This is a genomic window from Janthinobacterium sp. PC23-8, from assembly GCF_002250505.1.
In the GTDB taxonomy this organism is placed as follows: Bacteria; Pseudomonadota; Gammaproteobacteria; order Burkholderiales; family Burkholderiaceae_D; genus Janthinobacterium.
This window is the reverse complement of the sequence record NZ_NJGY01000001.1, coordinates 1,788,498-1,808,958: the sequence shown is the minus strand read 5'-3', so window position 1 is coordinate 1,808,958 and position 20,461 is coordinate 1,788,498. Positions and strand designations below refer to the sequence as shown.

At 63.4% G+C, this 20,461-nt stretch carries 21 protein-coding genes; 10 read left to right on the top strand and 11 right to left on the bottom strand.

The genetic code is table 11. From position 1 onward, the window contains the following. Nucleotides 1–22: 22 nt before the first annotated feature. Nucleotides 23–529 (bottom strand): flavin reductase family protein, encoded by a 507-nt coding sequence (locus tag CD932_RS07770; protein WP_094442127.1) that lies wholly within the window; start codon nucleotides 527–529, stop codon nucleotides 23–25. Between CD932_RS07770 and CD932_RS28740 the strand changes: the two genes are divergently transcribed. Beyond that, the gene (locus CD932_RS28740) at nucleotides 528–665 is read left to right on the top strand and encodes a hypothetical protein (RefSeq protein WP_176460911.1); all 138 of its coding nucleotides are present in this window, start codon (nucleotides 528–530) and stop codon (nucleotides 663–665) included. The genes CD932_RS07770 and CD932_RS28740 overlap by 2 nt on opposite strands. Nucleotides 666–693: 28 nt before the next feature. Next, nucleotides 694–1,227, top strand: a complete 534-nt coding sequence (gene msrA / locus CD932_RS07765) for a peptide-methionine (S)-S-oxide reductase MsrA (protein ID WP_094442126.1) — start codon at nucleotides 694–696, stop codon at nucleotides 1,225–1,227. A 2-nt stretch (nucleotides 1,228–1,229) separates the two neighbouring features. Here msrA and CD932_RS07760 read toward each other — a convergent pair whose 3' ends face one another. Beyond that, nucleotides 1,230–2,477, bottom strand: coding sequence for a cyclopropane-fatty-acyl-phospholipid synthase family protein (locus tag CD932_RS07760; protein WP_094443525.1), 1,248 nt, complete (start codon nucleotides 2,475–2,477; stop codon nucleotides 1,230–1,232). 116 nt (nucleotides 2,478–2,593) lie between these two features. Then, complete coding sequence (gene pdxH / locus CD932_RS07755) at nucleotides 2,594–3,823, bottom strand: pyridoxamine 5'-phosphate oxidase (RefSeq protein ID WP_094442125.1); 1,230 nt, start codon at nucleotides 3,821–3,823, stop codon at nucleotides 2,594–2,596. A gap of 123 nt (nucleotides 3,824–3,946) precedes the next feature. Here pdxH and tcdA point away from each other — a divergent pair, with 123 nt between their 5' ends. Beyond that, nucleotides 3,947–4,801 carry a tRNA cyclic N6-threonylcarbamoyladenosine(37) synthase TcdA gene (gene tcdA, locus CD932_RS07750; RefSeq protein ID WP_094442124.1) on the top strand — a complete coding sequence of 285 codons (855 nt, stop codon included), beginning with the start codon at nucleotides 3,947–3,949 and terminating at the stop codon, nucleotides 4,799–4,801. Nucleotides 4,802–4,805: 4 nt separating this feature from the next. On the opposite strand, the gene thpR is transcribed toward tcdA, so the two are convergent. Continuing rightward, nucleotides 4,806–5,324: an RNA 2',3'-cyclic phosphodiesterase gene (gene thpR, locus CD932_RS07745; RefSeq protein WP_094442123.1), complete on the bottom strand. Its 519-nt coding sequence runs from the start codon at nucleotides 5,322–5,324 to the stop codon at nucleotides 4,806–4,808. Nucleotides 5,325–5,422: 98 nt separating this feature from the next. Here thpR and CD932_RS07740 point away from each other — a divergent pair, with 98 nt between their 5' ends. The 3 genes from CD932_RS07740 (at nucleotide 5,423) to CD932_RS07730 (ending at nucleotide 7,392) form a co-directional block, all read left to right on the top strand. Then, entirely contained in the window at nucleotides 5,423–5,893 is a 471-nt protein-coding gene (locus CD932_RS07740; protein ID WP_094442122.1) for an FKBP-type peptidyl-prolyl cis-trans isomerase, read from the top strand. A gap of 82 nt (nucleotides 5,894–5,975) precedes the next feature. Then, nucleotides 5,976–6,908, top strand: a complete 933-nt coding sequence (cysK, locus tag CD932_RS07735; RefSeq protein WP_094442121.1) for a cysteine synthase A — start codon at nucleotides 5,976–5,978, stop codon at nucleotides 6,906–6,908. Nucleotides 6,909–6,990: 82 nt separating this feature from the next. Beyond that, on the top strand, nucleotides 6,991–7,392 hold the full coding sequence (locus CD932_RS07730; RefSeq protein WP_094442120.1) for a DUF2809 domain-containing protein: 402 nt from the start codon (nucleotides 6,991–6,993) through the stop codon (nucleotides 7,390–7,392). Nucleotides 7,393–7,395: 3 nt separating this feature from the next. Here CD932_RS07730 and CD932_RS07725 read toward each other — a convergent pair whose 3' ends face one another. The 4 genes from CD932_RS07725 to CD932_RS07710 all read right to left on the bottom strand — a co-directional run bounded on the left by CD932_RS07725 (nucleotide 7,396) and on the right by CD932_RS07710 (nucleotide 12,441). Then, complete coding sequence (locus CD932_RS07725; RefSeq protein WP_094442119.1) at nucleotides 7,396–10,221, bottom strand: pitrilysin family protein; 2,826 nt, start codon at nucleotides 10,219–10,221, stop codon at nucleotides 7,396–7,398. A gap of 196 nt (nucleotides 10,222–10,417) precedes the next feature. Then, nucleotides 10,418–10,753 (bottom strand): hypothetical protein, encoded by a 336-nt coding sequence (locus tag CD932_RS07720; protein WP_094442118.1) that lies wholly within the window; start codon nucleotides 10,751–10,753, stop codon nucleotides 10,418–10,420. Beyond that, a complete protein-coding gene (locus tag CD932_RS07715; RefSeq protein ID WP_094442117.1) occupies nucleotides 10,753–11,481 on the bottom strand; it encodes a hypothetical protein in 729 nt (242 codons plus the stop codon). Before CD932_RS07715 ends, CD932_RS07720 begins: the two co-directional genes overlap by 1 nt. Before the next feature lie 42 nt (nucleotides 11,482–11,523). Further along, nucleotides 11,524–12,441, bottom strand: coding sequence for a metallophosphoesterase (locus CD932_RS07710; protein WP_094442116.1), 918 nt, complete (start codon nucleotides 12,439–12,441; stop codon nucleotides 11,524–11,526). A gap of 223 nt (nucleotides 12,442–12,664) precedes the next feature. Between CD932_RS07710 and CD932_RS07705 the strand changes: the two genes are divergently transcribed. Next, a complete protein-coding gene (locus tag CD932_RS07705) occupies nucleotides 12,665–14,428 on the top strand; it encodes a GGDEF domain-containing protein (RefSeq protein WP_254926505.1) in 1,764 nt (587 codons plus the stop codon). A 4-nt stretch (nucleotides 14,429–14,432) separates the two neighbouring features. Here the strand turns inward: CD932_RS07705 and CD932_RS07700 are convergent, their stop codons facing one another. Next, nucleotides 14,433–14,912: a CinA family protein gene (locus tag CD932_RS07700; RefSeq protein ID WP_094442115.1), complete on the bottom strand. Its 480-nt coding sequence runs from the start codon at nucleotides 14,910–14,912 to the stop codon at nucleotides 14,433–14,435. Nucleotides 14,913–15,171: 259 nt separating this feature from the next. Between CD932_RS07700 and CD932_RS07695 the strand changes: the two genes are divergently transcribed. The 3 genes from CD932_RS07695 (at nucleotide 15,172) to CD932_RS28120 (ending at nucleotide 18,931) form a co-directional block, all read left to right on the top strand. Further along, on the top strand, nucleotides 15,172–16,401 hold the full coding sequence (locus CD932_RS07695; RefSeq protein ID WP_094442114.1) for an ATP-binding protein: 1,230 nt from the start codon (nucleotides 15,172–15,174) through the stop codon (nucleotides 16,399–16,401). Continuing rightward, nucleotides 16,398–18,569, top strand: coding sequence for an EAL domain-containing protein (locus CD932_RS07690; protein ID WP_254926504.1), 2,172 nt, complete (start codon nucleotides 16,398–16,400; stop codon nucleotides 18,567–18,569). The genes CD932_RS07695 and CD932_RS07690 overlap by 4 nt, the downstream gene beginning before the upstream one ends. Nucleotides 18,570–18,658: 89 nt before the next feature. Continuing rightward, complete coding sequence (locus tag CD932_RS28120) at nucleotides 18,659–18,931, top strand: hypothetical protein (protein ID WP_141213207.1); 273 nt, start codon at nucleotides 18,659–18,661, stop codon at nucleotides 18,929–18,931. Here the strand turns inward: CD932_RS28120 and CD932_RS07685 are convergent. Next, nucleotides 18,896–19,921: an integrase core domain-containing protein gene (locus tag CD932_RS07685; RefSeq protein ID WP_094442113.1), complete on the bottom strand. Its 1,026-nt coding sequence runs from the start codon at nucleotides 19,919–19,921 to the stop codon at nucleotides 18,896–18,898. The genes CD932_RS28120 and CD932_RS07685 overlap by 36 nt on opposite strands. Beyond that, nucleotides 19,918–20,388 carry a transposase gene (locus tag CD932_RS07680; protein ID WP_254926503.1) on the bottom strand — a complete coding sequence of 157 codons (471 nt, stop codon included), beginning with the start codon at nucleotides 20,386–20,388 and terminating at the stop codon, nucleotides 19,918–19,920. The genes CD932_RS07685 and CD932_RS07680 overlap by 4 nt, the downstream gene beginning before the upstream one ends. Between the last annotated feature and the right edge of the window lie 73 nt (nucleotides 20,389–20,461).

The following is a 20,461-nucleotide window of genomic DNA, read 5'->3' as shown; positions in this document are numbered from 1 at the left end:
GCGGCGGATTTTTTTTGTGCCCTCACTCGGGCAGGGTGCTGAATTTGCCGTGGTGAAAAATCAGCGGCGGCTGGGCCGTGTAGGCGCATTGCTCCACTTCGCCGACAAAGATCACATGGTCGCCTTCCGGATAGCGGCTGCGGTTATGGCACTCGAACCAGGCCGAGGCGCCTTTCAGGATGGGCTGGCCGGTGCGCGACAGTTCAAACTCGACACCGTCAAACGGGTTCGGCGTGCGGCGCGAAAAACGCTGGGCCAGTTCGGCCTGGCCGGCGCCCAGCACATTGATCACATAATGCGAGTTGCCGCTGAAGATGGGCATGCTGTTGGCCGCCTCGCCCAGACTCCACAGCACCAGCGGCGGCGACAGCGACACGGAATTGAAGGAACTGGCTGTCAGTCCGCGGAAGCTGCCGTCGGCCAGGCGCGTGGTGATGACCGTCACGCCGGTGGCAAATTGCGACAATGCCTGTCGGAAATGAGGGGTATCGAATGCTTGCGCGGGGGCGCGGGGGGAGAGTGTATTCATGGGTGACCTGTCTGTTTGCAGCCATTATGCCAAAAAATCACTGACAGGGCGCAAGCATGGCCGCAAAGGCAAGCCGTACGCTGGCGGCAAGCGGCGCAAGTTTGCGTTACATTGGTGGAACAAGCATGATGCATGACGACGCTTGAACGACCTGGGAGCATGAGATGAGCGAGCAGAGGGAGCTGGCGGTGCTGGGCGGTGGTTGTTTCTGGTGCCTGGACGCGGTCTACCGGCAAGTGCGCGGCGTAGTCAGTGTCGAGACCGGCTACATGGGCGGGCAGGTGGCGCAGCCCACGCATGCACAGGTGGCAGAGGGTAATACGGGTCACGCGCAAGTGGTGCGGCTGGCATTCGATGCGGCCATCGTCGGCTATCACGACTTGCTGGAGGTATTTTTTACCAGCCACGACCCGACCACCGCCGACCGGCAGGGCAATGACGTGGGTTCGCAGTACCGCTCCGTCATTTTTACCCACTCGGCGCGGCAGGACGCGGTGGCGCGGCAGGTCATCGCCGAGATGGCCGTCGTGTGGGATGCGCCCATCGTCACGCAGGTGCTGCCGGCGCAGTCCTGGTACCGGGCTGCAGACGAACAGCAGGATCATCTGGCGCGTCATCCTTTGGCAAGCTATAGCATCCTGGTCGCCGCACCCAGGCTCGACCAGTTCCGCGCCCTGCACCCCGGCCTGGCCAAATGACGCTAGTGCGCCAGCACGGGCGCTTGCGGCGGCAGCGCGATCGGTTTGGCCTCGTACATATGGTTGCGCGACCACGGCAGGGTGCCTGACCTGCGGCCTGCCTTGACGCAAACGATCTGGTACAGGCTGATCAGGTCTTGCTCGAAGGCATAGCTGCAGCCGGCCAGGTAGACATGCCAGATGCGAAAGCGCCGCTCGCCCGCCAGCGGGCGGATCTGTTCGGCATGGGCTTCGAAGTTTTCCGTCCACAGCGCGCAGGTGCGCGCGTAGTGGCGGCGCAGGTTTTCCACGTCCAGCACTTCCAGTCCGCCTTGCTGCATGGTTTTGAGCACATTGCCGATATGCGCCAGTTCGCCATGCGGAAATACATATTTTTCGATGAACTCGCCGCCACCATAGGGAGTCTCGCCATTGTCCGGATCGGTGGAAGTGATGCCGTGATTCATCGCCACGCCGTCCGGCGCCAGCAGCTTGCTGATGATGGAAAAGTAATCGGGCAAATGTTTCAGGCCCACGTGTTCGAACATGCCGACGCTGGTGATGCGGTCGAACTGGCCCGTCACGTCGCGGTAGTCCTGCAGCCGGATCTCGACCAGGTGTTCCAGGCCGGCCTCGGCCACGCGCGCGCGCGCCAGCTGGTACTGGTTTTCCGACAGGGTCACGCCGACGCAGCGCGCGCCATATTGTTGTGCGGCGCGCAACACCAGCGCGCCCCAGCCGCAGCCGATATCGAGCAGGCTCTGGCCCGGCTGCAACTGGATTTTTTTCAGGATATGGTCGATTTTTTTCACTTGCGCCTGGGCCAGGGTTTCATCGCCGTGCTCGAAGTAGGCGCAGGAATACACCAGGGCCGGATCGAGAAACTGCTGGTAGAAAGCGTTCGACACATCGTAGTGGTAGCGGATCGCTTCGGCGTCCTTGCTCTTGTCGTGCGTAAAGCTGCGCACGATGCGGGCCAGCTTGCCTTCCGGCTTGAGGGTGTTGCGCGCCAGCGCATTGCAGATGGAAATCATGTCCTGCGCCCGGCCCTTGACCTCGATATTGCCTTCCACATAGGCCGAGCCCAGATTGGCCAGCGAGGGGTTCAGCAGGTAGCGGGCCGAGGCGATGGTGGGCAGGCGGATGGTGACGCGCGGCGCCTCGCTCGACAGGTCGACGTGCTGGCCGTTCCACAGTTCTATGCGCAGCGGCAAGGCAGCCTTGCTGCGCATGCCGGCGATCCAGGACTTGAGTTGGTTTTGAACAAACAAGATGGCCTCCAATGAAGCGGCCGCGCTGGCGACCGTTAATTGAACAACAATATTATTCAGATCCTACTCCGCACAGCCTACACCCATATCGATCAGTTTGCTTTGCGCCTGCACGGTCAGGGTTGCAAGCGTTCCATGCTCCACTGGCCGTCGGCGCCGCGCACAAACACGATGCGGTCGTGGAAGCGCGAGCGGCGGCCCTGCCAGAATTCAATGCGTTCCGGCCGCAAACGGTAGCCGCCCCAGTGTGCGGGACGCGCTGGCGTCTCGCCGGCGACGGCTGCGACGGTCTCGTAATTGGCTTCGAGCTGGGCGCGGCTGGCGATCGGCGCGCTTTGCTGCGAGGCGATGGCCGACAGGCGGCTCAGCAAGGGGCGCACATTGAAATACTCGTCGCTCTCGGCCGCCGAGGTTTTCACCACCGTGCCTTCGATGCGCACCTGGCGCTCCAGTTCGCGCCAGAAAAACAGCAGCGCTGCCTGCGGGTTCTGGGCCAATTGCTGGCCCTTGTCGCTGTTGTAATTGGTGTACCAGGTAAAGCCTTGCTCGTCGAATTGCTTGATCAGCACGATGCGCGAGCTGGGTTTGCCTTCCGGGCTGACGGTGGACAAGCTCATGGCGTTCGGCTCGCTCACTTGCGCCTTGAGCGCTTCGTCAAACCACTTCTGGAACTGGGCCACCGGATCGGCCAGCACGTCGGCTTCCGACAGGCTCGAATGCAGGTAATCGGTGCGCATGGCGGCCAGGGTAGCGGCGTCGTGCACCGGTCCCGGTAACGGTACGGCGCCAGCGGCCGGTGCCGCGGCGTCTTCTGGCGCAATGCCGCGCCGGCGCTGCATGGCCGCGCCCAATTGTTCCATCTGCTGCGCGCTGAACAGGCGCCTGGCCATCGTCGCCAGCTGGCTTTCTTCCTTGCCCATGTGGGCGTGATAGGCGTCGACATAGGCGTTCACGCCATCGACGGAGAGCGCGGTGCTGGCGCCGGCGGCGATCGCGTCGAGTTGCGGGCGCAGGGTGGACCAGGCCTGGTCCATGCGCTGATGGTCGGCCAGGATGCCGGGCACCAGGGTGGCCAGCAGGTCGGCGTCGGCGCCGGTGGCGCTCGCTTGCAGCATCGGCATCAGATCTTGCTCTTCGTCATCGTGGTGCAGATGGGCGGCTTGGTTGAAGTATTGCAGCACCGCCTTGGCCGCCTGCTGCGACTCTGTCGTATTGCCTTGCTGCGGCAGGTAGGCCAGCAGGTTCTGCAGGGTGGTCAGTTGTTTGCGGATCTTGTCGTGGCAATGCTTGAGCACGGCAATCGGCTGGTCAAAGCCGGGAACGGAGTCGAACAGCGGAACGGTCATGGTGTGCTTTCCAGTTAATCAGGGATGGTGCAGTGTTGGGGCGCGGCGACAGTTGCAGCCTGCCGAACGCCAGTGCGGTCATTTTAGAATATCCGTCAGCGCCGTGTCCGTTAAAATGGCGCCATGCATACCTCCACCCATGAACTTATTTCCCCGGACTTGACCGAGATTGATTTTGAACGGCGCTTCGGCGGCATTGCCCGCTTGTATGGCGCGCCGGCACTGGCGCGGTTTCGCGCCGCCCATGTGTGTGTGATCGGCGTGGGCGGCGTCGGTTCCTGGATTGTCGAAGCCCTGGCCCGCAGCGCCGTCGGTCATTTGACCCTGATCGACCTCGATAACGTGGCCGAGTCGAATATCAACCGCCAGATCCAGGCCATGAGCGACACCATCGGCAAGGCCAAGATCACGGCCCTGGCCGAACGTATCGGCCTGATCAACCCGTTTTGCCAGGTCACCGAGGTCGAAGATTTCATTGCACCCGATAACCTGGAGCAACTGCTTGGTGGCCAGCATTTTGATTACCTGGTCGACGCCATCGACAATGCCCGCTCGAAAGCGGCGCTGATCGCCTGGTGCCGCAGTCGCAACTTGCCGATGCTGACCATCGGCAGCGCGGGCGGGCAGACGGACCCGACCCTGATCGCCGTGCGCGACCTGGCGAAAACGGAACAGGAACCGCTGCTCAAGCGCGTGCGCAAGCATTTGCGCACCGATTACGGTTTTCCGCGCGGCGTGAAAAGCAAATTCAATGTCGATGCCGTGTTTTCGATGGAACCGTTGACGACGCCCACGTCCACGCCCGAAACGGGCGAAGCCTGTGACATGGATGGCGCCACCGCCGGCGTCACCGGCCTGAACTGCGCCGGTTTCGGCTCCAGCGTGGTGGTCACGGCCAGCTTCGGCATGGTGGCCGCCGCCCATGTCTTGAAAAGCCTGCGCCAGCCGCAGGCCGAGGCCTTGCCCGACGCCGCTTGAGCGTTCAAACAAGCTGGCGGCTGGCCAGGATATGGTAGTCGCCACTGCTCTTGACCGACTCGACCAGCACCAGTTGCCTGGCCTGCCAGACAATCGGCGCAAACGGCGCCTTTGGCGGCGGACCGGCCTTGCGCGCCAGGGTCACATGCGGCGTAAAACGGTCGTGTTCAAAAGCGCTCGCCAGGCCGGCGCAAGCCAGGCGTTGCATCAGCTGCGCGCGCAGCGCCAGTAGCGTTGGCGGCGTCTCGCGCAGCGCCGACCAGCTCAGCTCGGCCTTGGAAAAAAAGCTGAAATGGTCGAAACACAAGGTCATGGCGCTGGCCGGCACCTCGTCCAGGATGGTTTGCAGCGCCGGCACCTCGCGCGCGTCGCGCTGGCCCAAAAAGGCCATGGTCAGGTGCAGTTTGCCGGGCCGCGACGGCGTGCCGCCGACGGCCGCCTGCAGCGCGGCGAAGGCGGCGCGGGTGGCCGCATCGGGCCACAGGCCATAGAACAAACGTGGCTGTGGTGACAAGTTTTTCATATCGCTCCCATGGTTTGCTATTATTGTCGCGCATCCTGCCCATCCACCATGGCAGGGTCTGACTGAAATCTCATTGACACTCAAGGAAAGTAACCATCATGACGCGTAGCTCCGTATTGTTTGCCCTGATCTGCTCCGTCGCCGCGTCGCTGGCGCAGGCGCAAGCCCCCGCACCGGCGCCCGTACCGGCATCGGCCGTGTCGCTGAGTCCGGGCCCGGTCGCCGACAAGCTGATCATCATCGACAACAAAGTGGGCGCCGGCAAGGAAGCGGCCGTCGGCAATACCGTCAGCGTGCATTACACGGGCTGGCTGTACCGTCCGCTGGCGAAAAACTCGCGCGGCAAGCAGTTCGACAGCTCCGTCGGCCGTGGCCCGTTTGACTTCCCGCTGGGCAAGGGTATGGTCATCAAGGGTTGGGACCAGGGCGTGGCCGGCATGAAAGTGGGCGGCAAGCGCACCCTGATCATTCCTGGCGAACTGGCCTACGGCGCGCGCGGCGCCGGCAATGGCGACATCCCGCCGAACTCGGCGCTGATCTTCGATGTCGAATTGCTTGATGTTAAGTAATTAATTATTCGACAGCAACGCCCTCGCGCGTTGCTGTCAAAGGCGGTAGACTGGGTACTCCTGCAACCGTGGAGACTCCCCCATGAATATCGCCAACGACGTCACCGAACTGATCGGCAATACACCGCTGGTGCGCATCAACCGCATCGCCGCCGGCTGCAAAGCCACCATCCTGGCCAAACTCGAATTCTACAATCCCGCCCACAGCGTCAAGGACCGCATCGGCCTGGCCATGATCACCGCCGCCGAAAGCGCCGGCCTGATCCATCCCGACACCGTCATCGTCGAGCCCACCAGCGGCAATACCGGCATCGCGCTGGCGATGGTGTGCGCGGCGCGCGGCTACCGCTGCACCCTGGTCATGCCCGATACCATGAGCCGCGAACGGCGCATCCTGCTGCGCGCCTATGGCGCCGAACTGGTCTTGACGCCGGGCAGCGAAGGTATGCTGGGGGCGATCCGCAAGGCCGAAGAGCTGGTGGCGGCCGACCCGCGCTACCTGATGCTGCAGCAATTCAATAACCCCGCCAATCCCGCCATCCACCGCCAGACGACGGCCGAGGAAATCTGGCGCGATACCGATGGGCAAGTTGACATCGTGATCGCCGGCGTCGGCACCGGCGGCACGATTACCGGCATCGGCGAAGTGCTCAAGGAACGCAAGAGCGGCGTGCAGATCATCGCGGTGGAGCCGGAGGCCTCGCCGATGCTGTCGAAAGGCACCAAGGGCCCGCATCCGATCCAGGGCATCGGCGCCGGCTTCGTGCCGCAGATACTGAACACCGCCATCTACGACGAAGTCATCTGCGTCAAGAGCGACGACGCCTTTGCCACCGCGCGCCTGGCCGCCAGCGACGAAGGCCTGCTGGTCGGCATCTCGTCGGGCGCCGCCCTGTGGGCCGCCTTGCAGGTGGCGCAGCGGCCGGAAAACGCCGGCAAGACCATCGTCACGATTATCCCGTCGTTCGGCGAGCGCTACCTGAGCACGGCGCTGTATGCGGGGCTGGGCGATTAGTTTGTCTGCTGTCGCACATAGGCGCAGTACAATACGGAACGGGCCGCAATAGTTCGGCCCGTCTTCCGTCTTTGAAGGAAATATGTTTCTGGTAAAACCTGAACGCCGCCGCCTGTTGCAGCTCGCTGCCACCGCAGCGGCCATTGCGCTGGGCCTGGCCTCGCGCGCCTTTCCCCAGTGGCTACCCGACGCGCTCGGCAAATATCCGGGCGACGCCCTGTGGGCCATGATGATCGTGTTTGGACTGGGCTTGTTTGCCACCCGCATGCGTACCTGGCAGCTGGCGCTATGGGCCTTGCTGGTCTGCTTTGCGGTCGAGTTCAGCCAGCTGTACCAGGCGCCGTGGATCGTCGAGCTGCGCAGCCACACCCTGGCTCATCTGGTGCTGGGCTCGTTCTTTGGCTGGGCCGACCTGATCGCCTGCACGGTCGGGGTGGCCGTGGCGGCGATGATCGACAACCTGGCGCTGTTCAAACGCCGTTAAGCCTTATTTGACGTTGCCTTCCGCGTCGCGCACTTCCACCGGCGCCAGTTTCAGCCTGGACAGTTGCGGTGCGATCTTCGCCTGGTCACCGACGCCGATCACGATCAGCTTTTCAGGCTGCAGGTATTTTTTTGCCACCTGCTGCACCTGCTTGCCCGTCACGCTGGCAAAGCGCTGCGGCAGCAGGGTGTAGTAGTCGAGGCCCAGGTTGTAGACATAGGTGCTGGCCATGCTGGCGCTGACGCTGGCGTTGGTGTCGAACTGGCCCGGCAGCGACAATACCTGCGCATTGCGCGCATTCGACAATTCCTTGGCGCTCAAAGGCCTGGCGATCATGGCGCGCAGCTCCTTCACCGTTTCCGATACGGCCGCGCCCGTCACGTCGGTGCGTACGCTGGCCGCGATCGAGAACGGGCCGGGCAGGCTGCGGTACTGGAACTGCGAGCGCACGCCGTAGGTATAGCCCTTTTCTTCGCGCAGATTGGTGTTCAGGCGGCTGGTAAACAGGCCACCGAGGGCCGCGTTCATCACTTGCAGCGGCGCGTAGTCGGGCGTCTTGCGGTCGACCGCAATATTCGACAGGCGCAGCGCCGTTTGCGGTGCGCCCGGCTTGTCGACCAGGATCAATCTGGCCTTGCTGGTGGCAGGCAGGGCGGCCACCGATGGCGCGACTTCGCCCGCTTTCCAGGCGCCGAACTTCGCTTGCGCCAGCGCCTTCAGTTCGCTTTCCGTGATATCGCCCGAGACGATCAAGGCCGCATTGTTCGGCACATAATGCTGCTGCCAGAAGCGCTGCAGGTCGGCGCGGGTGGTCGCTTTCAAGGCCGCTTCCGTGCCCAGCTGGATATAACCGTAAGGATGTTGCGGGCCGTACAGGGCGGCCGCTTCCACGCGGGCGGCGACAAAGCCGGCGTTTTCGCGCTGCTGCGCCAGGTTGCCGATGCGGCTGGCGCGCTGGCGCTCCACTTCCTCTTGCGGGAACTGCGGATGCTGCACCACGTCGGCCAGCAGGTCCAGCGCCTGCGGGAAGGTGCTCTTTAACGACGTCATCTGTGCAAACGAACTGTCGGCGCCGGAACCGGTACCGAGAAAAGCGCCCAGTTGCGCCGCTTCATCGGCGATCTGCGGCGCGCTGCGCGTGGCCGTGCCTTCCTGCAGCAATTGCGCCGTAAAGCTCGACAGGCCGGGCTGGGCCAGCGGATTGGCGCCGGAGCCACTCTTGATCACCAGCTGGCTGGCCACCAGCGGCACGGCCGGGTTGTAGTGGTGAATCACCGTCAGGCCGTTGGCCAGGGTGAACGATTTGCCTTGCGGCAGCTTGATCGCTGGCGCCGGGCCGGCGGCGGGCACCTTGTTACGCCATGGCTCGTCGGCATTGATGGCGGTACCGGGCGCGGCCTTGACCTTGCCCGGTGCCGGCGTGGCCACTTCCGGGCCCAGGTCGGGCGTGCCCGGCACGCCGTAGACCACCACCCGCGCCCGGGTTTTGAGGTAGGTGTCGACGGCGCGCTGTACGCCGGCCGCCGTCACTTGCCGGTAGCGTTCGATATCCTTGGCCAGGTAGCCGGGGTCGCCCGTGTACTGGTTGTATTCGTTGAGCAAGTTGGCCACGCCGTGCCCGCCGACTTTTTCCACCTGGCTCAGCATCATGGTTTCGATGCCGTTGCGGGCGCGCTCGATTTCCTTCCCGGTCGGGCCTTGCGCACGCAGCTTTTCCAGTTCGGCGTTCAGGGCCTGCTCGATTTCTTCCGGCTGGTGGCCGGGGCGGGCCGTGGCGTCGATGGTAAACATCGAGCTCAACGCGGCCGAACCCTGGTCGGCGCCCACGTCCTGGGCGATCTGCTGCTCATATACCAGCGACTTGTACAGGCGGCTCGATTTGCCACCGGCCAGGATCTGCGCAGCAATCTTGAGTTCCGCATCGTCTTTGGTGTAGGCCGATGGGGTGAGCCAGCCGAAGTAGACACGGGGTAACTCGACCCTGTCCTGCACTACCACCCGGCGTTCCTCGGTGATCGGTGGCGTCACCACCTGCGGTTTTGCCACCGCCGGACCACTCTTGAAACTGCCGAAATATTTGTTGACCAGTTCCCTGGTTTTGGCCTTGTCGATATCGCCGGCGATCACCAGGCTGGCGTTGTTGGGGCCATAGTATTTGGTGAAGAATTGCTTGATGTCGTCCAGTTTGGCGTTCTGGATGTCGGCGTGCGAACCGATCACGCTGGCGTAATAGGGATGGTTCTTCGGAAACAGTTGATGAAACAGCGCTTCCTGCACGATGCCGTAGGGTACGTTTTCCACGCTCTGGCGGCGCTCGTTGCGCACCACGTCCTGCTGGTTGGTCAGCGCCGTCTGGTCGAGCACGTCGAGCAGATAGCCCATGCGGTCGGAATGGGTCCACAGCGCCAGTTCCAGCTGGTTCGACGGCACGGTATCGAAATAATTGGTGCGGTCGAAATCGGTGCTGCCGTTCGAATCGGTGGCGCCCGCGCCTTCGAGCAACTGGTCGGCCAGGCCGCGCGGCACGTGTTTGGTGGCGGCAAACATCATGTGTTCGAACAAGTGGGCAAAGCCGGTCAGGCCCGGCGCTTCATTGGCCGGCCCCACGTGGTACCAGATATTGACGGCGGTAACGGGCAGCTTGTGGTCTTCTACCAGGATCACTTCCAGGCCGTTGGGCAGCGTGTATTTTTCGTAGGCGATATGCGGCACGGCGGTGGCGCCGGCCGCTGCCGCTACGGCCGCTTCGGCCGCATGGGCCAGCGTGGGCGCAGCGCCGTACAGCGACAGCATCAGGGCGGGGATGGCCAGCAATTTGATCGGTTTCATGCGTGCTTCCAATAGAGGATGATAAAGAGTTCGGGACTAAGCAAGTACGCATAAATTCTTGTGGATTCTGACTTCCATAACCGGCGCTCTGCAGCGTTGCCCGCTGCTAGCAGTGCTCGCACTGCGTCGCATCGGGCGCCTTGCAGCGCATCCGGTTCTGTTCGTCATAATTTCACAATAATTTCTTGGCACTTACTTAGCGCCACAGCAGCGCCGCGCCGGCCAGCACCAAGAGGGAAGAGGCCAGCGAGACGATGGCGGCGGCGCCCAGCAAGCGCCATTCGCGCGGCGTAAACCAGCGCCTGTCGGCAACGCCCAAAGCGAGCGGCATCGCCAGCGGCGGCAGGCCGCCCGTGGCGCAGGCCTGCGCCGCCAGCGCTTCGGTGGCGGTGTTCAGCACGGCCAGCTGGCGCTCGACGGTCTCGGCCAGCACCGCTTCGTTCAGGGCCACCAGGGCAAAGATGGGGTCGTCGGTGTCGATCCGGATGCCGGTCCGCTCAAACACATGGCTGCGCAGTTTATGCTGGTCCACTACCATTGCACCTTGTCGAGTTGTTCGAAAATATCGCGGTAGACCACCTTGATACGCTGTTTTTCCATGATGTTGAACTTGTCGTTCTGCAGCACTTCCTGCATCGTCAGGCGTGCCGTGTTCATCTTTTTCACGTCGGCGCCAAAGGTATCCGGGTTGCGCTGCGACAAGGTGATGCTGCCTTTCACGCGGGCGCGGTGGTCGTTATACGACTGCGATTCGATGAACCGCTTGCCCGAGGCCGATTGCAGCAGGCCGAAGTGTTCGTTCTGCCACAGCACCAGCGGTACCGTGGTCGCCTGGGCCGTGGCGACAAAGCCGGTGGCCGTGTCGTGCAGGGTGTCGCCGCCGCCGACGATGGTGTGGATATACACCTTGCGGCCTGATTCTTCCAGCAAGGCAAAGCAGTCGTTTTCCAGCAGATAGCCCATCAGTGGCGAAAAGGTATTGGCGCCGTTGTCGACCACGCAGTTGCCGTCTGTCTCCAGGATATCGATCATCAACGCGTCAAAACGCTTCGGGTCGATCATGCGCCCCTCCGTCATGACCGGCACATGCTTGACGTTCATCGCCTTGTAGCGCGAGAAGGTGGCGTTTTCCTGGTCGGTGTCGTAGCAGCGCAGGGCGTTGTCGTCCTTGCCGACCATCCATTGCGCCAGCAGGGTCGACACCAGCGTCTTGCCGATGCCGCCTTTGCCCTGCAGGATGAAATGTACCGTGTTTTGCATTGCGACTACTCCAAGTGATTGCGTCTGTAACAGGTGAAAAGGTCAATGGCAGGGCGCTGCGCCGCTGTCGGGCGCCGGGCGCGCCACCGTGCCGTCGTCCGGCACGGCCAGGTAGCGCCAGCTGTAGCCGGCCTCGTGCAGGCTCAGCCTGAGCACGCCATGGCTGCTGTTGTCGCGCATCTCGCTGTGCGGCATGAAATAAAAGAAGGGCGTCAGGAAGGCGCCGCCGGTGCCGATCACGAACTGGCGCAGGCCCCGTTCCGTGTCGATGTTGCCGCTGGCGTCCTGCGGCGCGAAGCGCTCGTAATCGTGGTCGTGGCCCGACAGCACCAGCTCGGCGCCAGCCTGGTGCAGCGCCTGCCAGGCCGGCTGCATGGTTTTTGGCGCGCGGTGGCCGCCCGAACTGTACAACGGCGCATGCCAGTAGGCCAGGGTGCAGCGCGCCGGGTGGCGCGCCAGGTCGTCTTTCAGCCAGGCCAGCTGCTCGTCCAGCCGCGCGGCCGGCAAATGGCTGTTGAGCGAGATCACGTGCCAGCTGCCCAGTTGAAAACTGTAGTAATCGGGCCGGCCGAAATAATCGACATAGCCGCTGGCCGACCTGGAACCGTAGTATTCATGGTTGCCGGGCGTGGGGTAGGTGCGCTCCTTGAAGCGGCCCCAGGTGGGGGCATAGCAATCGCGAAATTCCGCCGCCAGGCCGACCGGATAGGTATGGTCGCCCAGGCTCAGTACGGCGGCCTCCGGCTTGCCGGCCAGTTCGCCGGCGATCAGCTCGGCCGTCAGCGCCGCGCCCGTGTATTGCCAGCCGTGCTGTCGGCAATCGGCGATATCGCCGGCCGCGTAGACGGTGTAGGCCGGACCGGCCAGGTAGGCGGCGGCCGCAGGATCAGCCGGCGCGCCGGCGCAGCCCGACAACAGCAGCAGGGACAGGCAGGTGGTGAGCGCGGAAGACAGGGTCATGGAAGGGGTGGTGGCTGGCAATTATTGAGAATAGTGGTTTTTTGTTCCGCAGGCAACCGTGGACAGATTGTCCGGTCACCACCGCGCACTGGGGTTTTTACCACAATCGTTTGCAAAGATACCATGTGCAAGGCGAAATCTGGTTATGATGAAGGGGAAGAATATCATTGATATAGGGTAATTTTTGTGTGAAAAATCCACCCTGGAGTGTGAAAAGGTTGCCGTGCCGCTCTCCAGTCTCGATAAAGCCCACCTGGACCGTCTCAATTTGCAGGGTTTGTCCTGCGTGGTGGGCAACCGCCGCCAAGCCAGGCGCCTGGTGCGACTGGTGCTGGCCGCCAGCGAACGCCGGCAGTATCGCCGCGGCCACGCGTACGCCGAGCTGAACCGATGCTGGCTGGCCTATTATGGCGGCGAGATGGAGCCGGCCAGTGCCGCATTGCGCGAGTATTTTCACGCCTGCCATGACCTCGAAGGCGGCATGTCCTTGGCCGCGCTGCAGGGGGCTTACGCCAGCCGGCGCGGCGAATTTGCCGAAGCGGAACAGTTTTTCCTGCTGGCGCGCCAGCTTGCCGCGCAAATTCCTGATTCCCTGCATAAATTCATGCTGTATGCGCGCCTGGGCGTCGATGCCCTGAACCGTGGCGATACGCAGGAAGGGCCGCGCAACTTCCTGCTGGCACTCGATATCGCCGAGCGCTTCGGCACGCCCGCGCAGCGCGTCAACAGCCTGTCGAACCTGGCTTCGTCGCAGCACGACCTGGGCAATGACGAGGACGCGATCCCGCTGCTGTACGAAGCGCTCGACATCATCGGCACGCAAAAGCTCAAGTACCAGCACACCATCGTCTCGGCCAACCTGGCCATGTGTTTGCTGGCCACCGGCAAGCCGGTCGAGGCGCTGGCGCTGGTCGAACCGTTTTATGACTGGCCCGAGGAAAATCTGGCGGTGCGCGCCTTCTTGTTCTGCATTGCCGCCCATGCCGCCATTTCGCTGCAGCAAGCGCAAACCGCACTGGAACTGCTGCAGCGCGCCGATCAATACGCGCATCAGGCGCAGGACCTGGAGGAGCAGATGCATGTGTGGCTGGTGCGCGGCAAGCTCGACCTGCACGCGGGCGATGCGGCCACCGCGCTGGTGTCGTTGACGCAGGCGCACAGCCTGCTGAGCTGGACCCGCAATCCGTTTCACCGGCAGCAGATCCTGCGCGGCTTGTCCGACCTCAATGCGCAGTTGGGCCACTGGCAGGACGCGTATGGTTATTTGCAGCAGTATCACGCCGCTTTTGAGGCGAGCAGCAAGTCCGCGCGCGCCTCGCGCGTGCTGATGCGTCACCTGGAAAAAGAAATGCGCAACCTCAAGGCCGAGCGCGACAAGGCGCTGGAATTGCAGGCCGCGCGCGAATCGGAAAACCTCAAGCTCGAGCACCTGAACCGCGAACTGGCGCACCAGATCCTGCACGTCAATTCGCTGCAGGACAGCCTGAAGGAGCAGGCCATGCGCGACCATCTGACGGGCCTGTACAACCGCCGCCATTTCGAAACCTGCCTGAACGCCATCCTGCACGAGGCCAATGGCAAAGCTGCGGTGGCCCTCATCATCATCGACCTCGATTTTTTCAAGCGCATCAACGATACCTACGGACACAACTTCGGCGACGAAGTGCTGATCCAGTTCGCGCGCCTGGTCGAAGGCCAGTTGCGTGGCAGCGACATGGTGTGCCGCTATGGCGGCGAGGAATTCTGCCTGCTGCTGCGCGAGGCCGACAGCCTGGTGGCGGCGCACAAGGTCGACGACATCGCCGCGCGCTACCGCCAGTTGCTGATCAAACAGGCGCCGCATAGCTTGTCCGGCTGCACTTTTTCGGCCGGCATCGCCGAATATCCGCTGCACGGCACTGGCCGCCATGAATTGCTGATGCGCGCCGACAGCGCCCTGTATGCGGCCAAGCAGGCCGGCCGCGACCGCTCCATGATCGCCGGCTAGCCGGCTAGATAAGTTTCAGCAATCCCTGCAAGGCATGCGCCACCGCCTGCTCGCGCACGGCCTGGCGGTCGCCGGCAAAGACCTGACGCTCGGTGTGCACGGCGCCGGCGCTGGCCCAGCCGAAGCAGACCGTGCCGACCGGCTTGCCGGGCACGGCGCCGCCGGGGCCGGCAATGCCGGTGGTCGACAGCGCCACCTGCGCGCCGCTATGGGCCAGCGCGCCTTGCGCCATGGCGGCGGCCACTTCCTCGCTGACGGCGCCATGGCTGGCGAGCAGCTGCGCCGGCACCCCCAGCATCTCGGTCTTGGACAGATTGGTATAGGTGACGAAGCCGCGCTCGAACCAGGCGCTGGAGCCGGCGATGTCGGTGACGGCCTGGGCCACGCCACCGCCCGTGCACGATTCGGCCGTGGCCAGTAATTGCCCCTTTGCATGCAGGGCCTGGCCCACCTCATGGGCCAGTGCAAACAGATCGTTGTTCATGGTGTCAGTTGAGTTGGACAGGCGTTGACTGTAGCACAGCGCACTGTGCCGCAAAAGCCGCAGGCGGGATATAAAAGTTTCCCCTTTGACAGCGAAAAATGGTTACACTTATTGCAAGCATGTCAAACGGTGACTGGCATGCGATTTAACGCAACCTTTCTTACTTGACTGTCATGGCACGATTGAATCAGCTTCCAGGCGACGGTTTTTCCAGGTGCACATGCCTGGCTGGCGGGCCCATGCTGTTGCAGGCTGCCTCATGATACGGCTGCGCTCGATTCGCCACAAGCTGGCCTCGGTGGTGTTGCTCAGCACGCTGATGACGCTGCTGATTTCCCTCGGCGCCATTCTGGCTTACGATCTGCACGGCGCGCGGCGCATGCTGCCGACAGACTATCTGCTCATCGTGCTGGGGGTGACGGTGGCAGCGCTGCTGATGGCCTGGCTGCTGCTGCGCCGCCTCGATCATGTGATCATCCAGCCCATTCTCGCTATCGCCGAAGTGGCCCGCAGCGTGATCGACACGGGCGACTACACGCGGCGCGCGCGCAAGCTCAGCGTCGATGAAGTGGCGCAATTGGTCGACTCCTTCAACCAGATGCTGGACGAGGTTGAGCAGCGCACGCAGGCGCTGGAACGTTCGAACGGCGAACTGGCGCGCGAAGCGGCCCAGCGCGCGCAGGCGCAACAGGAAGTGATGCGGCTGAACCAGGAACTCGAAATGCGCGTCCACGAGCGCACCATGCAGCTGGAACTGGCCAATGGCGAGCTGGCGCTGGCCATACACGAGGCGCACAGCGCCAACCAGGCCAAGTCGGCCTTTGTGTCGACGATGAGCCACGAACTGCGTACGCCGCTCAACGCCATCCTCGGCTTTGCGCAAATCCTCAGCGCCGACCGCCTGCCGTCGACCCTGGAACAAAAGAAAGAGTTTGCCGGCCATATCCTCAAGGCGGGCCGCCACCTGCTGACCTTGATCAATGAAATCCTCGACCTGGCCAAGGTCGAGTCGGGCACGCTGAGCCTGTCGCTCGAATCGGTGGCACTGTTGCCGCTGCTGGAAGAGTGCCGCCACATGACGGCGCCGCTGGCGGCCGGGCGCGGCATCGCCATGACGTTTTCCGGGGATTGCCGCCTGCAGGTGCTGGCCGACCGCACGCGGCTCAAACAGATCCTGCTGAACCTGCTGTCGAACGCCATCAAGTACAACCGCGACGACGGCCAGGTGGCCATCGGCTGCGCCGTGCAGGCCGATGGCCGGGTCTGCATCAGCGTGCGCGATACCGGCATGGGTCTGGACAGCGCCCAGCAGGCGCAGTTGTTCCAGCCTTTCAACCGCCTGGGGCAGGAGGGTGGCGCGCAGGAGGGCAGCGGCATCGGCCTGGTGGTCACCAAGCGCCTGGTGGAATTAATGGATGGCGGCATCAGCGTGAGCAGCATCCCGCAGCAAGGCAGCACTTTCTCGATCACGCTGGGCGCAGCCGCATGATCAAGCCGGCCGCTAGCCATGGCGCGCGCATGCTGAGCGTCAACCATCAGGAAGCCGGGCTGCGGCGCTTGCGCGCCGCGATGAATGCCGCCAGCGACGCCATCTTCCTGTTCGACGTGCCAGGCATGACATTGGTCGATGTCAACGATGGCGCCTGCCGCCTGCTCGGTTATACGCGTGAGGAACTGCTGGCGCTGGCGCCTGGCGCGCTGCTGCCGTCCTTGCCGCCGGCAGGCTTGCCCGATGCGCCGGCCGCCCTGGCGTCGCAGGCCAGCGAATGCGAACTGCTGCGGCGCGACCTGAGCCTGGTTCCTGTCGAGTTGAAGTGGCACTGGCATGCGCAGGCCGCAGACGCCGACGCCGGCACGGACGGGGCGCTGCTGATCGCCGTGGCGCGCGATATCAGCGAGCGGCGCCAGGCACAGGAGCGCCTGCAGCACCTGGCCCATTACGACAGTCTGACGGGCTTGCCGAACCGCAGCCTGTTCTACCAGACCCTGGCGCAGGCGGTCGAGCTGGCGCAGGAAAAATCGTGGCGCATCGTGGTGCTGTTCATTGCGCTCGACCGCTTCAAGAGCATCAACGACACCCTTGGCGCGGCGCTGGGCGACGAATTGCTGCGCCAGTTCAGCAACCGCCTGGTGGCCTGCGTGCGCCTGCGCGACACGGTCGGGCGCCTGGGCAACGATGAGTTCGCGCTGATCCTCACCATGAGCCGCCACCAGCAGGATGCCGTGGCGGTGGCCAACCAGGTGCGCGACACCCTGCGCGCGCCGTTCGACCTGCGCGGTCATGCGGCCACCCTGACGGCCAGCATCGGCATCGCCATGTATCCCGACGACGCGCTGGACCCGGAAACACTGGTCAGGTACGCCAATACGGCGATGGGCGGCGCCAAGCGGGCCGGGCGCGACGGCTACCGTTTTTTCACGGCGGGCATGAACGTGCAGGTGCTGGCGCGGCTGGACCTGGAGCTGGCGCTGCGCCATGCGCTCGAGCACGAACAATTCATTTTGCACTACCAGCCCAAGGTGGACTTGCGCACCGGCCGCATCAGCGGCGTGGAAGCCCTGCTGCGCTGGCGCCGCCCCGGCCACGGGCTGCTGGCGCCGGCCGAATTCGTGCCGGTGCTGGAAGACACGGGCCTGATCGGGCGCGTGGGCGCGTGGGTGATCGAGGCCGCCTGCCGCCAGGTGGCGCAGTGGCGCGACGAGGGCGTGGGGCCGGTGCGGGTGGCCGTCAACGTGTCGAGCCGGCAGTTTGCCGAAGGCGACCTGGCAGCCGAAGTGACGCAGGCGCTGGCGCGCTACCTGGTGCCGGCCGAATTGCTGGAACTGGAGCTGACGGAGACGGCGCTGATGTCGAACGCCGAACGCACCATCATCGTGCTGGGCAAGCTCAAGAAGATTGGCGTGAAGGTGGCCATCGACGATTTCGGCACCGGCTACTCCAGCCTGGCTTACCTGCAGCGCTTTCCGATCGACAAGCTGAAGATCGATATCGCTTTCGTGCGCAACATTACCAGCAGCCCCAACGACGCGGCCATCGCCCTGGCCATCATCAGCATGGCGCACAGCCTCAAATTGAGCGTAGTGGCCGAAGGCGTCGAATCGCGCCCGCAACTGGAATACCTGCGGCGCAACCGCTGCGACGAAATCCAGGGCTTCTATTTCAGCCGCGCCTTGCCGGCGCTGGAACTGGGCCAGATCATTGCCGCCGGCGCCGGCCTGCCGCCCGGCCATGACCCGGCCGCACAACCGGCGCAAACCCTGTTGATCGTCGACGAGGACGTCAACGTGCTGTCCTCGCTGCACCGTTTGTTGCGTCCCGACGGCTACCAGATCCTGACGGCCGGCACGCCGGACGAAGGCTTTGAACTGCTGGCCCTGCACTGCGTGCACGTGATCATCTGCGACCAGCGCATGCCGGCCCTGTGCGGCACCGAGTTTCTCAGCAAGGTCAAGGAACTGTACCCGGAAACCATCCGCATCATCCTGTCCGGCTACACGGGCCTCGAAGCCGTGCTCGATTCCATCAACCGCGGCGCCATCTACCGTTTCTATACCAAGCCGTGGGACGACACCGAACTGCGCGACAATATCCGGCAGGCGTTCCAGCATTACTGGATGGCCAATCAGCCGGGGATGGGACGTTCGCAACTGCGATAAACCAGGTGTGGCACGGCAGCCGGACTGTTAAAATCGCTGTTTGCTTTCCTCAGTCTGCCTGGAAGCATAGCCCGGTAAGCCTAGCCTATATGACACTTGTAAAACAACGTAGAAATGCCCAGCAACAGCTATCCCTGTCTGGTTTCGGAGATGCGACGGCGGTATTTCATGATGTCGCTGCGCCCCGTAGTGCTGATGAACGCGGAGCCATTTTTACGCGGCGGGTGGTGGTTGATTTCATTCTCGATCTGGTCGGTTATACCGTTGATATGGATCTGCACGAAACGGAAGGTGTCAAACTATTTGAGACAGTTTTTGTAAATAGTTTAGAGGGCAATTTTAGCTGTGGTCTCGTCTCCTGACGTGTTCTTTGGCATATTGATTCCGGCCTCGGTGGGTAGCGCCGGCGGCTGCGGACGGCGCTGTTTGAAGCGGTTGGGATGACGCGCGAAGGCACCTTCTAAGACCATGTCGCGCTGTGCATGAATGGCCAAAGCTGTTCCTGTATGCATGGCCGCCGGTGTCATGTAGCCGATGCCGGAATGCCGATGTTCGTCGTTGTACCAAGCAAAGAACACCTGGCAGAAGGCGCGCGCATCGGCCAGCGAACCGAAGCGTTCGGGAAACTCGGGGCGGTATTTCATCGTCTTGAACTGCGCCTCCGAGAACGGGTTGTCGTCCGACGTGTAGGGACGGCTGTGGCTCTTGAGCACACCCATATCGACGAGCAGGTCGGCCACCAGTTTGGAACGCATCGCCGCACCGCGATCAGCGTGCAGGGTCAGCGTTCCCGGCACGATGCCTTCGCGGTCGCAGGTGGTGCCGATAAGGCTTTCGGCCAGCGCGTCCAACTCGCAGTCGGCGATCATCCAGCCGACCACGTAGCGACTGAAGATGTCGAGAATGACGTACAAATGGAAGTGCGCTGACTTGGCCGGGCCTTTCAGTTTGGTGATGTCCCACGACCACACCTGACGCGGTGCGGTGGCCAGCAATTCGGGCCGGGCATAGGCGGGATGGCGCAGCTCGTCGCGGCGTGCGCGCGTGCCACTGCTGGCGCGCAACAAGCGGTAAAAGGTCGACGGCGAGGCCAAGTAGAGACCGGCGTCGAGCAGCATGGCATAGGCCGTGCGCGGGGCGACGTCGACGTACTCAGGTGAATGCAACAATGCCAGGATGGCCGCGCGCTCAGCCTCGTCCAAGGCCAGCGGCGAGCGGCGCGGCCGTCGCACCGTGTGCTGCGGCACACGTGCCTGGCGGGCGCGGTAGAGGCTGGCGCGTGGCACACCCAAACCGGCGCAAGCGGCGCGCGCGCCCAGCGGCACCACGAGTGCGATGGCTGCCTGCATCACGGCACTTCCACTGCCGTGGGCAAGCCCAGCAAATCGCAAAGTTTTTTTTGGACATCGATGATTTGTTCGGCTCTGCCCAGTTGCTTGCGCAGCTTGTCATTCTCCTGCTGCAGGCGCGCCAGCTGGCGGTCGGCGGCCTTGGCGGGGTCAGGTTTCGGACCGCGCTTCGGGCTCTGCAACGCTGCGTCGCTGGCGGCCACGGCGGCGCGCCAAGTGCTCAAATGCGAGCTGTACAGGCCTTCGCGTCGTAAAAGCTCGCCGATGGCGCCAGGCACCGTGCAAGCGTCGGCTTCGCGCACGATACGCTGCATGTAGGCCTGGGTGAATTTGCGACGGCGCGCCACCGCGACGACCTCCGCGTCGGCTTTTTTGGAGGGCGCCTCTACGCTCGCCCTGCGGGCTCCCTGCGAGGCGCCCTCCAAAGATACGGCGTTATCGATATCCTGCTGCTGATGACTGATTTTCATTCTATGACCTGGGTGTGCAACTTCTTTAATTAGACTGCTGAAGTTGTCTCACGACAGTTTGACACAGGGGGAA

What these genes read in the sequence shown, in the direction of transcription:
- CD932_RS28740 (WP_176460911.1), top strand. Translation starts at nt 528, where the DNA reads ATGGGTGACCTGTCTGTTTGCAGCCATTATGCCAAAAAATCACTGACA.
- CD932_RS07770 (WP_094442127.1), bottom strand. Translation starts at nt 529, where the DNA reads ATGAATACACTCTCCCCCCGCGCCCCCGCGCAAGCATTCGATACCCCT.
- msrA (WP_094442126.1), top strand. Translation starts at nt 694, where the DNA reads ATGAGCGAGCAGAGGGAGCTGGCGGTGCTGGGCGGTGGTTGTTTCTGG.
- pdxH (WP_094442125.1), bottom strand. Translation starts at nt 3,823, where the DNA reads ATGACCGTTCCGCTGTTCGACTCCGTTCCCGGCTTTGACCAGCCGATT.
- tcdA (WP_094442124.1), top strand. Translation starts at nt 3,947, where the DNA reads ATGCATACCTCCACCCATGAACTTATTTCCCCGGACTTGACCGAGATT.
- thpR (WP_094442123.1), bottom strand. Translation starts at nt 5,324, where the DNA reads ATGAAAAACTTGTCACCACAGCCACGTTTGTTCTATGGCCTGTGGCCC.
- CD932_RS07740 (WP_094442122.1), top strand. Translation starts at nt 5,423, where the DNA reads ATGACGCGTAGCTCCGTATTGTTTGCCCTGATCTGCTCCGTCGCCGCG.
- cysK (WP_094442121.1), top strand. Translation starts at nt 5,976, where the DNA reads ATGAATATCGCCAACGACGTCACCGAACTGATCGGCAATACACCGCTG.
- CD932_RS07730 (WP_094442120.1), top strand. Translation starts at nt 6,991, where the DNA reads ATGTTTCTGGTAAAACCTGAACGCCGCCGCCTGTTGCAGCTCGCTGCC.
- CD932_RS07725 (WP_094442119.1), bottom strand. Translation starts at nt 10,221, where the DNA reads ATGAAACCGATCAAATTGCTGGCCATCCCCGCCCTGATGCTGTCGCTG.
- CD932_RS07715 (WP_094442117.1), bottom strand. Translation starts at nt 11,481, where the DNA reads ATGCAAAACACGGTACATTTCATCCTGCAGGGCAAAGGCGGCATCGGC.
- CD932_RS07710 (WP_094442116.1), bottom strand. Translation starts at nt 12,441, where the DNA reads ATGACCCTGTCTTCCGCGCTCACCACCTGCCTGTCCCTGCTGCTGTTG.
- CD932_RS07700 (WP_094442115.1), bottom strand. Translation starts at nt 14,912, where the DNA reads ATGAACAACGATCTGTTTGCACTGGCCCATGAGGTGGGCCAGGCCCTG.
- CD932_RS07695 (WP_094442114.1), top strand. Translation starts at nt 15,172, where the DNA reads ATGATACGGCTGCGCTCGATTCGCCACAAGCTGGCCTCGGTGGTGTTG.
- CD932_RS07690 (WP_254926504.1), top strand. Translation starts at nt 16,398, where the DNA reads ATGATCAAGCCGGCCGCTAGCCATGGCGCGCGCATGCTGAGCGTCAAC.
- CD932_RS28120 (WP_141213207.1), top strand. Translation starts at nt 18,659, where the DNA reads ATGACACTTGTAAAACAACGTAGAAATGCCCAGCAACAGCTATCCCTG.
- CD932_RS07680 (WP_254926503.1), bottom strand. Translation starts at nt 20,388, where the DNA reads ATGAAAATCAGTCATCAGCAGCAGGATATCGATAACGCCGTATCTTTG.